Origin of the sequence: Geobacillus thermodenitrificans subsp. thermodenitrificans DSM 465, assembly GCF_000496575.1 — a bacterium.
In the GTDB taxonomy this organism is placed as follows: Bacteria; Bacillota; Bacilli; order Bacillales; family Anoxybacillaceae; genus Geobacillus; species Geobacillus thermodenitrificans.
Genome location: NZ_AYKT01000009.1, coordinates 33,846 through 46,422 on the forward strand (window position 1 = coordinate 33,846; position 12,577 = coordinate 46,422).

Genomic DNA, 12,577 nt, shown 5'->3' on the forward strand with positions numbered 1-12,577 from the left:
TTGCCTTTACGGCAGGCTCGTATATTGTTTTCGTTTGGCTGATGACGGAATGCGCAGCTGTTCGCGATATTTGGCGACCGTGCGTCGTGAGATGGCAATGCCATGCTGATCGCGAAGCAAATCGGCAAGCTGTTGGTCGGAAAGCGGCGCCCGCCGGTCTTCGGCGGAAATGAGCGTTTGAATGATCGCTTTCACTTGAACAGAGGAAGCCGTCTCCCCCGCTCCAGCCGTGGCAGCACTGGAAAAAAAGCGACGCAGCTCGATCATGCCAAACGGCGTTTGCACATATTTATGCCGGACCGCACGGCTCACAGTTGATTCATGGACGCCGAGTTCTTCGGCCACTTCGCGCATCGTCATCGGCTTCAGCGCCGACAGGCCGCTTTCAAAACAAGAGCGCTGGCGGTCAATAATGATGCCCATGAGGTGAACTAGCGTCTGCTTCCGTTGTTCTAAACTTTTGGCGAGCCATGTAAACTGCCGATACTTTTCTTTCATAAATCGCTCAGCGTGCCGATCGCCAACGGCAACAATATGCCGCTCGTATTCCTTATTCCACCCGAGCTCCGGATGGATGTCATCGTTATAGGTAACAATCCAACCGCCGTCCGCTTGGCGGGTGACGATCAAATCGGGCACGATAAAATGCGGCGTTTCGTTCGCATAATGGATACCGGGCCGCGGCTCAAGCGTGCGGATGAGCTCGAAGACACGCTGCAGCTCACCGAGGCTGACGCCGAGTTGTTTCGCAAGCGTCTTCCACGCTTTTTCGGCAAAGGCGACAAAATGATGGCGAACGATCGTCTCCGCCAACTCATCGCGCTCCGGCCGGCGCTCAAGCTGCAGAAGGAGACACTCGGCCAAATCACGCGCACCGACTCCCGGTGGGTCAAGCGATTGCACAAAACGCAGCGCACGTTCGACCTCTTGCTCCGATACGGAGAATCGCGCTGCCAACTCGGCAAGCGGTACGCGCAAATAGCCATCTTCATCCAGCGCAGCGATCAGATGACGAACCATGCGCTCTTCCTTCGCCGGCAGCATCAATCCCGGAAGTTGGGCAAGCAAGTGGCCAGCAAGCGTCTCCGTCCGACCGCTGATATTTTCGAGCCATTGCTTCCGATCTTTGTCCGTTCGGCTTGTTCTCCGCCGCATCCGACCGCGGCGAATTTCTAAAAATGGGTTTTCAAGCGACTGTTCGTATAAAAACGCTTCCAAATCAAGTGCCGAATATTGCAGCAGTTCAATCGCCTGCACAAGCTCCTTCGTCAGCGACAACTGCAGCCGCTGCTCTTGCCATAACTCCGCCCTCATCGTCACGCCCCCTTTCTTTTATTGTACACAACAGTGACGATGGGGGGTAGGAGAAATTTTTGACGGCCGCCCGCAGGCAAAACAAAAGCACCCGAGGACTCGGATGCTTTCATTCCTCTTTTCGTTGAACACGGATATGCCTAAAAGGCCACCTTTCATACTTGAGCAGAGAGCAAAACGCGCTCTCCTTAGGTCTCATGCCTAGGTGAAACGCTCATGGGTCTTTTCTATGAACATGTACGTACGTTGGATGCCACGTTCATGCTCGGGCCGAAGACAACATCTTTTCTGTGCCCCCACCACTTAATCCACCTTATGGTTTGATTGAAGTGGGAGCTTCTCAGATAATCCCGTCTATGAAAAATGTATGACACAGGGATTTGGGGGCAGATCTTTTGTTACAATATCATTCAAACGTGCAAAACCGAAAAAGACACTTCGTTTACCGCTCCACAACCATTCCGCGGCATCACGGCAACAGCTTGGCAAATGAAAAACGGTTGCTGACGCAACCGTTTTGTTGAGACGCCCTCGGCAGGATTCGAACCCACGCTAAGAGAACCGGAATCTCTCGTGCTATCCACTACACTACGAGGGCATGTTATGTTGTTGTTTTTTCTGCTTCGTTCCGTCGCATGTTCTATTATAGCAGGATCAAAAAAAAATGCAAGAGGAAAAATACAATAAAAAAAGAGGAAAAATTGGATGGCTATTCCCTGCTGTTGGCGTTCCTATCTTTTATCGCGATCGCCAACAAAGGAAGCGAGGGAAACCTTGGTTTAAAAACTGAAAAAGCGGTTATGATGAAAAGAGGGATGTTCGCTGTTGTTCGCGAATATATATAGGTGAATGGGAGAAGGCGTTTTGTTTGACCTTCATTGACCATTCATGTATGATTAAGGCGTACATAGGGACCCTTATAGTGGAAAAGGAGGCGTTTTGCATGTATTTAATCCCGACTGTCATTGAACAGACCAACCGCGGGGAGCGGGCGTATGACATTTATTCACGGTTGTTGAAAGACCGGATTATTTTCCTCGGCAGCCCAATCGATGATCAAGTGGCGAACTCGATCGTGTCACAGCTGTTGTTCTTGGCCGCTGAAGATCCGGAAAAAGACATTTCTCTCTACATTAACAGCCCGGGCGGCTCGATCACAGCGGGCTTAGCGATTTACGACACGATGCAATTCATTAAACCGGACGTGTCGACGATTTGCATCGGCATGGCCGCGTCGATGGGAGCGTTTTTGTTAGCAGCGGGAGCGAAAGGAAAACGGTTTGCGCTTCCGAACAGCGAAGTGATGATTCACCAACCGCTCGGCGGTGCCCAAGGGCAAGCGACAGAAATCGAAATCGCAGCGAAACGCATCTTGTTCTTGCGTGACAAATTAAACCGCATTTTGGCGGAAAATACTGGTCAGCCGATCGAAGTAATCGAGCGCGATACGGATCGCGACAACTTTATGACGGCGCAAAAAGCGCAAGAATACGGCATTATTGACCGCGTGCTGACACGCTTGGAAGATAAGTAAACACAAAAGGCTGCTTCCGTTACGAACGGAGCAGCCTTTTTTCTTGTTTGCCTTCCTCCGGTGAAACTTTCCACATCACCCGTACAAGCGCGCCGCTCATTTTTCTTTTTGTACATAGGCGGCAAGCTTTTCGACCGCTTCCTGTGCATCCGGACCGTCGGCGATCAACGTGATGACAGCCCCATGGCCGATCGCTAGGCTCATCAAGCCCATAATGCTTTTCGCGTTCACCCGCTTGCCGTCTTTCTCTAAAAAGACGTCCGCCGAAAAACGGTTCGCCTCTTGGACGAACAACGCCGCCGGGCGCGCTTGCAGTCCGGTTTTTAGTTTCACTTCAACTTGTTTTTCGACCATTCTCCATCTCCCCCTTACAGCGATTTATGGAAATCGACCGGCTTTCCGGCTCTCAGCCGTTCAGCAATTTCGTCAATTTTGCGCAGGCGGTGGTTGATGCCGGATTTGCTGATTTTTCCACCCGCGACCATCTCACCAAGTTCCTTTAAGGTGACATCTTGATGCTCGATGCGGAGTTTGGCAATTTCCCGCAGTTTCGCCGGCAGTGAATCAAGGCCGATCGTTTCATCGATGTAGCGGATGTTTTCCACTTGGCGGAGCGCGGCGCCGATCGTTTTGTTCAAATTGGCCGTTTCACAGTTGACGAGCCGATTGACCGAGTTGCGCATATCGCGGACGATGCGAATATCTTCAAAGCGAAGCAGCGCTTGGTGGGCGCCGATAATGTTTAAAAACTCCGCGATTTTTTCCGCCTCTTTTAAATACGTAATAAACCCCTTTTTCCGTTCCAACGTTTTGGCATTTAAAAAAAAGTGACTGTTCATTAATTCACATAACGACCGATTATGTTCCTCATACAAAGAAAAAATCTCTAAATGGTACGAGGATGTCTCCGGGTTGTTGACCGAACCGCCCGCCAAAAATGCGCCTCGCAAATACGAACGCTTACAGCACTTTTTCTTGATGAGCTCCGGAGAAATATCGTGAACGAACGAAAAATCACCGTTCCAAATATAAAGCTCCCGAAGCAATGAGGCCGCACCGTCAGTAATGCGGACGATATAAACGTTATTTTTCTTTAAACGCATCTTTTTGCGGACAAACAGCTCAACGGCGACATCATATCCTTTTCGGAGCAACATATAAATACGCCGGGCAATCGCCGCGTTTTCTGTCTGAACATCGACCGTCATCCGCCCGCCGGAAAACGACAGCGAACCGTTCATACGCAACAGCGCCGACAGTTCCGCCCGCAGACAACAGTGCTTCACTTCTAGATTGGTGAGTTCTTTTTTCGTTTCTGACGCAAAAGACACGATCGCTTCACCTCCATTCGTTCCCCGCATCGGCCGGTTGGAGGTGTCTGAACCTCGGCGCGGCCATCTGTCGCCTCCTCACTCCGGTGCTTCATCACAATATCTTGCCCCGAGCCGCCCGGCGTCTGCCTAGCGGCGGGGAAGCAGCCCAAGAAGAAGGGAGGCGACTTTCGTTGTATTATGACGAATGACCCCATCATCATACGTAACGATGTTGTCATGAATCACTTGGACGCCAAGTCCGCTGCTATCGTCACGCACCGGCTCGGCCCGCTCCTCCTCGTAGCGGCGGCGGATCGCTTCCGGAATCGCCCCGTTGTTGACGATCACTGCATCTAAAAACGGGCAGCCAAGGTGGCTGTGAAGCGCCTTCACATGATCACTCACCGTATAGTGAGGCGTCTCGCCAGCCTGGGTCATAATGTTGCATATATATACTTTTTTCGCTTTCGCCTTGCATACTTCCTGCCCGATTTTTGGCACGAGCAAATTTGGCAAAATGCTCGTATATAGACTTCCCGGTGCGATGACGATCAAATCGGCGCAGCGGATGGCGTCAATCGTTTCCGGCAGCGGTTCAATATCTTCCGGAGTTAAAAACACCCTCTGAATCTTTTTTCCCGTATTCGGAATTTTGGACTCGCCGGAAACAATCGAACCATCTTCCATTTCAGCATGAAGCACGACACTTTTGTTCGCCGCTGGCAGCACTTGACCGTGCACGTTCAGCACTTTGCTCATTTCGCGAATCGCCGTCATAAAATCACCGGTGATCGATGTGAGCGCCGCTAAAATTAAATTGCCGAGCGAATGGCCGGATAAGCCATTGCCATTTTGAAAGCGATGTTGAAACAACTCGACAATGAGCGGTTCGACGTCAGACAGCGCTGCCAACACGTTGCGAACATCCCCAGGCGGGGGGACGCGCAACTCATCGCGCAGCCGCCCGGAGCTTCCCCCGTCATCGGCGACGGTGACAATGGCAGTTAAGTCAAGATCATATTGCTTCAGCCCCCGCAACAAGACAGGAAGCCCGGTGCCACCGCCGATGACAACAACTTTTGCTGTTTGTTCATCTCTCATCGATGCGCTTCCTTTCTCCTCTCCATGTCCCGGTGCGAGACAACCGTTTTATAATCGGCAGAAAAATGGCGAGCGATATATTCCGCCAACGCCACCGAGCGGTGTTGCCCTCCCGTGCAACCGATGGCAATGACCAACTGGCTTTTCCCCTCGCGCTGGTAATAAGGCAACATAAACGCCAATAAGTCAAGCAACTTTTCTAAAAATTTTTGTGTTTCTCCCCATTTTAGCACATACGATGACACTTCGTCATCGAGCCCGGTTTTCGGGCGCATATGCTCAATATAATATGGATTCGGCAAAAAGCGGACATCAAACACTAAATCGGCGTCAATCGGGATGCCGTATTTAAATCCGAACGACATGACGTTGACCATAAACCCCGACTGGGCGTGCACGGAAAACTGACGGACAATTTTTTCGCGCAGCTCGCGCGGCTTGAGCCCGGTTGTATCGTAAATGATTTGCGCCCGCCCTTTAATTTCCTCAAGCAGCTGCCGCTCCAGGCGGATCCCTTCAAGCGGCGGCTCGTTCGGCGCAAGCGGGTGCGTCCGCCGCGTTTCCTTGTAGCGCGCGACAAGGGTTGAGTCTTGGGCGTCTAAAAACAAAATTTGCGGCACAATCCACTCCTGTTCGGCCAATTCATCCAACGCAACGAACAAATGGTCAAAAAAGTCGCGGCTGCGCAAGTCCATGACGAGCGCGACTTTATTCATTTTATTCCCGGACTCTTTCACAAGCTCCAAAAACTTCGGCAACAACGTTGGCGGCAAATTGTCGACACAAAAAAAGCCAAGGTCTTCAAAACTTTGAATCGCCACCGTTTTCCCCGCTCCGGACATGCCGGTAATAATCACGAGCTGGGTCGGTTGCACCGTCCCGTTTTGCCCCATTTCCTTCTCTCCTCTCCGTCAACTCGGATCAAGGCGATACGAAAGCAGCTCAAACTCCTCCGTATACACAAAGGCGCCGTACATGACCCCTTCGCCTTTTAAGGCGTAGTCTAAAATATGGTAGTCACCTGGAGCCATTGGCAGTTCCGAAAGCGTCTCAACATCGTGCCAAGCAAGCGTGCCTTCTTCCGAAGACGCTACATTTTCACCAACGAAGTCCTCAGCGAAAAAGGTAAACATCATCCATTCGGACACCGTTTGCTCACCGTCTTTGATCATGACGGTAAACACGCCTTTGAGCCGCGGGTTTTTTAAATAAATCCCCGTCTCTTCCCGGTATTCGCGAATGCATGCTTCGCGCACCGTCTCACCAGGCTCCATTTTGCCGCCCGGGGCGACCCACCAGCCCCGCTTCGGCTTTTGCAAAAGCAGCACTCGGCCGTCTTTATATAATACGCAATTCGTTACCCGTTGCAATTCATTCACCCCAAACATGGAACAAACACATCCATCATCATTTCCATTTTACCATAAATACATAAATAGTTAAGCCAATCCCATCGACAAACCGTTGGAAACGAAAATAGCCGGCAAACAGCCCCAAAAAAAGAGGCGCGGACAAACGTCCACGCCGATCCATAAAGATCTATATAAAAGGGGGTCAATTACTTACTTATAGCATACGACATATGTGTTGCATTCGTGTTACATCTGGATTAAATAACCATTACGGTTTCGTTGCGGTTTCGTTACCGGCTCAGTTGGCCCCTTGCGCATTCAATTTTTCTTTCAGTTCCTCGACGTAATGTTGGGCTCTTTGCGCGGCAATGCTGCCATCGCCGGTTGCCGTGACGATTTGCCGGAGCATTTTTTCCCGCACATCACCGGCAGCGAAAATGCCAGGTACTTTTGTTTCCATTTTCTCGTTCGTCACAATATAGCCATTTTCGTTCGTGATGCCGAGGTTCGCAAATGGCTTGGAGAGCGGCACCATCCCGATGTAAATAAAGACACCATCACACGGGAATTCACGCTCTTCCCCAGTCTGCGTATGAACAAGCGTCACGCTGCCAACTTTTCCATCTTTTTCATTGATTTGTTTCACTGTATGATTCCAAATAAAATCCACTTTTTCATTCGCAAACGCCCGGTCTTGCAAAATTTTTTGCGCCCGCAGTTGGTCGCGGCGGTGGACAATCGTCACTTTATTGGCAAAGCGGGTTAAATACACCCCTTCTTCAACCGCTGAGTCGCCGCCGCCGACGACAACCAAGTCTTTTCCTTTAAAGAATGCCCCATCACAAACGGCACAGTACGAGACGCCGCGGCCGCCAAGCTCTGCTTCACCTGGCACGCCGAGCTTTTTATATTCGGCCCCGGTGGCGATAATGACCGCGCGCGCTTTATATTCTTTGTCGCCGACAACGACTGTTTTGTACGCCTCACCGTCAATGATTTCTTTCACATCACCGTAGGCGTATTCCGCACCAAATTTTTTCGCATGTTCAAACATTTTTGTGGCCAATTCCGGTCCTAAAATCGTCTCAAATCCAGGATAGTTCTCGACTTCTTCCGTATTGACCATTTGCCCGCCCGGGACGCCGCGTTCGATCATCAGCGTTGACAAATTGGCACGTGATGTATACACAGCCGCCGTTAGCCCTGCCGGCCCGGCTCCAGCAATAATGACGTCATAAATTTTTTCGTCTGCCACAACGTCCACTCCTTCGCTCAAAAATCACTCCATCTTCATCGTATAAAAGTCACAGCATGACGTCTATTGATTTGCTCACACATTCGCCGTCCCCATGGTGGCTCATGAATCCAACTGGCGCGCTTTTTGTACATACTTTTTTACAGTCGTCGTAGAAACGCCGTATTTCGCCGCCATCGTTTTTTGCGTCACACGTTCCCCTTGTTGCTGGCGCCAAACATATTCGATCGCTGCCGCCCATGCAGCTCCGTTCACAAACGGTTCGCCCTGGGCTGACGGGTGGGCAGCCATTGTGAAGGCGAAGCGGCAGAGCGCCTCCTTTTCCTCATTATTTGCCAAAAGCACATCGACCATGCGGCCGATATTCGCTGCCCAAGCGGACCGCCCATCATCCAATCCGAACAAAAAAGAATCAATAAACGGGCGCAGGCGCGGGTCGGCCGGCAAAAGACGGCAGACAGCCAGCGACAATGCGGTCTCTTCCGCTTGCGGCGAACGGCTGAACAAATACAACCCGCACAGCCGGTCAGCGAGCTCTTCTCCCTCAAACAAGTGAACAATGCGGAGGAGTGTTTCATCGAACAGCGCCGGAACAGCCCAAGGCTCCTCGCCGCGCTTTTCCGGGTGAAGGGTAGTGAGCGTTTCCCACACTTGTCGGGCTAGCGATTCGTGTCCAATATGATACGCGGAATAAGCAAGCCAGTAGTAAAACGGCCCGTCGCCGTCAAAACCGTTCTTATAGAGGCGGTACAACCAGCGAAACGCCGAGTCGAACCGCCCGACAAGGGCAAAGGTGGCGCCAAGCTTATATTGGTGTTCGCGGAAAAACGGGTAGACCGAAGCGAGCGTCTCGCAAAGAGCAGCCACCTCTTCTTGATCATGCAAATAATAGGCGAAAACGAGCGCATTGCAAAGTGCATGCAAATTACCGGGATCACGCTTCAACACCTCAAGCAGCTTTTGTTTCGCCCTTTCCACGTCACCGTTGTAAAAATAAGCAAGCGCCAAATTGTTGTGCGCCGACCAAAATTCCGGATACCGGGAAACGATCGCTTCTAACGCCTCAATCGCTTCCGCAAACCGCTCTTGCTCAAGCAAATGCCGGGCCCGCTCCTGCATGGTGATCAGCTGCTCTTGCTCTTCGCTTACATCGTGGCGGTCGAGTTTAAGCAGCTCCAACAAATCGGCGGCATCATCAGCGAACTCCCCGTCTGATTCGCATGTCAAATACTGTTCCGCATATTGCGTCGCTTCACGAAACAAGCCAAGACAAGCGTAATTGTTCGCCAAAAAATATAGACAATCGTACATCGTTTCGTCTAAATCGTGAATAATTTTGAGTAACCATTGATTGGACACTTGGTATTCGCCAAGCTCGGACAATACAAGGGCAAGCTGCAAGGCGAACGATGCATCGCGCTCATCAAGCCGGACAGCGCGCTCAAAATATTTCCTTGCTTTATATAAATCGCCCCGCTCGTACGCTCTCATCCCTTTTTTAAAAAAATAGTCCGCGCTTTGGATAAATGGCACAATCGTTGCTTTTCGTGGTGGTCGCTTCAGTTGTTTCCCCATTCTGTCCTCCGTCGTCCGTAAAATTCGTCGAACAACAGTATACCATACTGCCGCCGGAAACAAACAAAAAACTTTGTCACCGCTGACGGGCACACCCCCTCCCCACCTAAAAAGGAAGAGACCAAAAACTCAGTCCATCTCCTCCTGCTAAACACCATCGGCAAACACTTGGTAACGGAGCATGCGCTCGCATAAAAAAGATGCCCTTGCCTGTTCACCTGCTTCCCATCGTTCGTCAAGATGAACAATGGACCGTGCAGGCGGGCATCAACGGGCATCCTGTTTTCCCCTCGGAAACAAGCGTCGTTCCCGATTAGTTCTTAATTATTTATTTTCGACTGCTCCTGTTTTTTGCGCATGCCGCTCGACAAGCGTTGCCAGCACCGCGTCAAGCGGCAGTTTTTGTTCACGCAACAGCACAAGCAAATGATACAGCAAGTCGGCCGCTTCCCATTTTAACTCATCATGGCTCCGATTTTTCGCGGCGATAATCACCTCTGCCGCCTCTTCACCGACCTTTTTCAAAATTTTATCGACGCCTTTCTCAAACAAATACGTCGTATACGCGCCTTCCGGCCGTTCAGCGTCGCGCTGGGCAATAATTTGTTCAAGCTCATTCAAAATCGCGAACCGATCGGCGGTTGGCGTGCGCGCCTCGCCATTTAGCGAGCGGGAAAAGCAGGAATACGACCCGGTATGGCAAGCCGGGCCGGCCGGCTCAACAAGCACAAGGAGCGTATCGGCGTCACAGTCGTAACGAATGTCCACGACACGCTGCACGTTTCCTGACGTCGCTCCTTTATGCCAAAGTTCTTGACGAGAGCGGCTGTAAAACCACGTTTCCCCTGTCTCGAGCGTTTTTTCGAGCGATTCTTTGTTCATATACGCAAGCATGAGCACTTCTTTGCTTTGCGCATCTTGAACGATGGCAGGCACAAGCCCCTTCTCGTCAAACCGAATGTCCGCTATCATCGCACGTTGACCCCCCTCTCTCTTAAGTACGCCTTCACTTGCCCGACGGACGTTTCTTTATAATGGAAAATAGACGCTGCCAACGCCGCATCGGCTTTCCCCCGCTCAAAGACGTCCAAAAAATGCTCCGCCTTACCGGCGCCGCCAGACGCGATAACCGGAACGGAGACCGCTTCGCTCACTCGCCGTGTCAACTCAACGTCAAAGCCGTTTTTCCCGCCGTCGGCATCCATGCTCGTTAACAAAATTTCTCCAGCACCAAGGCGCACCGCTTCTTTCGCCCAGGCGACGACTTCCCATTCTGTCGCATTGCGGCCGCCGTGCGTATAGACGCGCCATGACCCGATCGTGTCATCATATTTCGCATCAATCGCAACGACGATGCATTGCGAGCCGAAAAAGTCCGCTCCTTCGGTTACTAACGATGGATGAAGCACCGCCGCCGTATTGAGCGACACTTTGTCCGCGCCCGCGCGTAAAATGCGTTTCATATCGTCAAGTGAATGAATGCCGCCGCCAACTGTAAACGGAATAGCCAGCTGGGCAGCGACGCGCTCGACGACATCAACCATCGTTTTCCGTCCTTCGTGCGAGGCGGAAATATCTAAAAAGACGAGCTCGTCCGCCCCTTGTTCATCGTATGCTTTCGCGAGTTCGACTGGATCACCAGCATCGCGCAACTGAACGAACTGCACCCCTTTGACAACGCGGCCGTCTTTCACATCCAAGCACGGAATGATGCGCTTTGTGATCACCGCTCGTTCACCGCCTTTAACGCTTCCGCGAGCGTAAATTGGTTTGTGTACAGCGCCTTGCCAACGATCGCCCCACCGATGCCTTGTTCGGCGTATTCGCGGAGCGCGCGCAAATCATCCAGAGAACGGACGCCACCGGAGGCGATGACTTCTTTTCCCGTCGCCTCCGCCAACCGGACCGCAGCGGTGATGTTCGGCCCCGACAGCGTGCCATCAGTGGCAATATCGGTGAAAATAAACGTCTCCGCCCCCGCTTCAGCAAGCATTTGGCCGAGCTCTTCCGCTTTCACGTTCGACGTCTCAAGCCAGCCTTCTGTCGCCACGAAGCCGTCGCGAGCGTCGATGCCGATGACGATGCGGCGGCCGTACGTTTGCAACATCTTTTTCACAAACGTCGGATTGGAAATGGCGGCACTCCCTAAGATGACACGGGCGACGCCGCGTTCCAAATAGTAAGCGACATCTTCCTCCGTACGAATGCCGCCGCCGACTTGGACATTCACCGAAAGCCGATTGGCCGCTTCAATCACAAACCGATCGTTCACCCGGCGTCCTTCTTTGGCCCCATCCAAATCCACCATATGAATCCACTCTGCCCCTTGGGCGGCGAATTGCTCAGCCATCGCGACTGGTGAATCACCGTACACCGTTTCTTTGTTGTAATCACCTTGCAGCAGGCGAACACATTTGCCGCCGCGCATATCGATGGCCGGGTAAATCGTAAACGATGCCATCAGCCATTCTCCCTTCCTGTGACGATGCCGACATAACGGTTCAAAATGCTCATGCCGACCGCGCCGCTTTTTTCCGGATGAAACTGTGTGCCAAACACATTGTCGCGCCCAACGACCGCTGGAACATCAACGTCGTATTCACTGCTTGCGAGCACGACTTCTTCTTCGCCTGGGACGACGTAATACGAATGGACAAAATACACATGCCCTTCCTCGACGCCGTCAAGAAGCGGCGACGAGCGATGGAAACGAAGCCGATTCCACCCCATATGCGGCACTTTGTACGGCTCGCCGTCATTCGTCACACCTGGAAAACGGACAACGCGACCGCGAAGCAAACCGAGCCCTTCGGTCGGTCCGTTTTCCTCACTTTCGTCAAACAGCAACTGCATCCCTAAACAAATGCCTAACAACGGCGTGCCATCCTGGACCGCCGAACGAATAAAATCAGCCAACCCGGTTTCACGTAAAATGTGCATCGCATCGCGGAACGAACCAACCCCAGGCAAAATGAGCCCGCGCACCCGCGCCAACTCCTCTTTGTCGCCGCTCACGATATACGGGCAGCCGAGCCGCTCGAGCGCTTTGCTGACGCTATATAAGTTGCCCATGCCATAATCGATTACCCCGATCATCGTCATTCCATTCCTTTCATCAATGGTACGTCAAGCG

General features: G+C 51.9%; 13 protein-coding genes and 1 tRNA gene. 1 reads left to right on the forward strand and 13 read right to left on the reverse strand.

What is annotated here, in order from left to right; genetic code table 11:
* Positions 1-6 precede the first annotated feature (6 nt).
* Both rpoN and DSM465_RS0110750 read right to left on the reverse strand, forming a co-directional pair.
* On the reverse strand, positions 7-1,314 hold the full coding sequence (gene rpoN / locus DSM465_RS0110740) for an RNA polymerase factor sigma-54 (protein ID WP_011888172.1): 1,308 nt from the start codon (positions 1,312-1,314) through the stop codon (positions 7-9).
* A 526-nt stretch (positions 1,315-1,840) separates the two neighbouring features.
* A tRNA-Arg gene (locus DSM465_RS0110750) sits at positions 1,841-1,912 on the reverse strand.
* 345 nt (positions 1,913-2,257) lie between these two features.
* Between DSM465_RS0110750 and clpP the strand changes: the two genes are divergently transcribed.
* Positions 2,258-2,848, forward strand: coding sequence for an ATP-dependent Clp endopeptidase proteolytic subunit ClpP (gene clpP, locus DSM465_RS0110760; protein WP_008880295.1), 591 nt, complete (start codon positions 2,258-2,260; stop codon positions 2,846-2,848).
* Positions 2,849-2,944: 96 nt separating this feature from the next.
* Here clpP and DSM465_RS0110765 read toward each other — a convergent pair whose 3' ends face one another.
* The 11 genes from DSM465_RS0110765 to hisH form a co-directional block, all read right to left on the reverse strand.
* Positions 2,945-3,202, reverse strand: coding sequence for an HPr family phosphocarrier protein (locus DSM465_RS0110765; RefSeq protein ID WP_008880296.1), 258 nt, complete (start codon positions 3,200-3,202; stop codon positions 2,945-2,947).
* Between the two features lie 14 nt (positions 3,203-3,216).
* A complete protein-coding gene (whiA, locus tag DSM465_RS0110770) occupies positions 3,217-4,179 on the reverse strand; it encodes a DNA-binding protein WhiA (protein ID WP_008880297.1) in 963 nt (320 codons plus the stop codon).
* A 129-nt stretch (positions 4,180-4,308) separates the two neighbouring features.
* Positions 4,309-5,262, reverse strand: a complete 954-nt coding sequence (locus DSM465_RS0110775; protein WP_008880298.1) for a gluconeogenesis factor YvcK family protein — start codon at positions 5,260-5,262, stop codon at positions 4,309-4,311.
* On the reverse strand, positions 5,259-6,155 hold the full coding sequence (rapZ, locus tag DSM465_RS0110780; RefSeq protein WP_029761342.1) for an RNase adapter RapZ: 897 nt from the start codon (positions 6,153-6,155) through the stop codon (positions 5,259-5,261). The genes DSM465_RS0110775 and rapZ overlap by 4 nt, the downstream gene beginning before the upstream one ends.
* An 18-nt stretch (positions 6,156-6,173) precedes the next feature.
* Complete coding sequence (locus DSM465_RS0110785; protein WP_008880300.1) at positions 6,174-6,650, reverse strand: NUDIX hydrolase; 477 nt, start codon at positions 6,648-6,650, stop codon at positions 6,174-6,176.
* A 262-nt stretch (positions 6,651-6,912) separates the two neighbouring features.
* On the reverse strand, positions 6,913-7,869 hold the full coding sequence (gene trxB / locus DSM465_RS0110790) for a thioredoxin-disulfide reductase (protein WP_029761343.1): 957 nt from the start codon (positions 7,867-7,869) through the stop codon (positions 6,913-6,915).
* A gap of 102 nt (positions 7,870-7,971) precedes the next feature.
* A complete protein-coding gene (locus DSM465_RS0110795) occupies positions 7,972-9,444 on the reverse strand; it encodes a tetratricopeptide repeat protein (RefSeq protein WP_008880302.1) in 1,473 nt (490 codons plus the stop codon).
* Between the two features lie 324 nt (positions 9,445-9,768).
* On the reverse strand, positions 9,769-10,416 hold the full coding sequence (hisIE, locus tag DSM465_RS0110805; RefSeq protein ID WP_008880304.1) for a bifunctional phosphoribosyl-AMP cyclohydrolase/phosphoribosyl-ATP diphosphatase HisIE: 648 nt from the start codon (positions 10,414-10,416) through the stop codon (positions 9,769-9,771).
* Positions 10,413-11,171: an imidazole glycerol phosphate synthase subunit HisF gene (gene hisF / locus DSM465_RS0110810; RefSeq protein WP_008880305.1), complete on the reverse strand. Its 759-nt coding sequence runs from the start codon at positions 11,169-11,171 to the stop codon at positions 10,413-10,415. The genes hisIE and hisF overlap by 4 nt, the downstream gene beginning before the upstream one ends.
* Entirely contained in the window at positions 11,168-11,905 is a 738-nt protein-coding gene (hisA, locus tag DSM465_RS0110815) for a 1-(5-phosphoribosyl)-5-[(5-phosphoribosylamino)methylideneamino]imidazole-4-carboxamide isomerase (protein ID WP_008880306.1), read from the reverse strand. Before hisA ends, hisF begins: the two co-directional genes overlap by 4 nt.
* Positions 11,905-12,546, reverse strand: a complete 642-nt coding sequence (hisH, locus tag DSM465_RS0110820; protein WP_008880307.1) for an imidazole glycerol phosphate synthase subunit HisH — start codon at positions 12,544-12,546, stop codon at positions 11,905-11,907. The genes hisA and hisH overlap by 1 nt, the downstream gene beginning before the upstream one ends.
* Between the last annotated feature and the right edge of the window lie 31 nt (positions 12,547-12,577).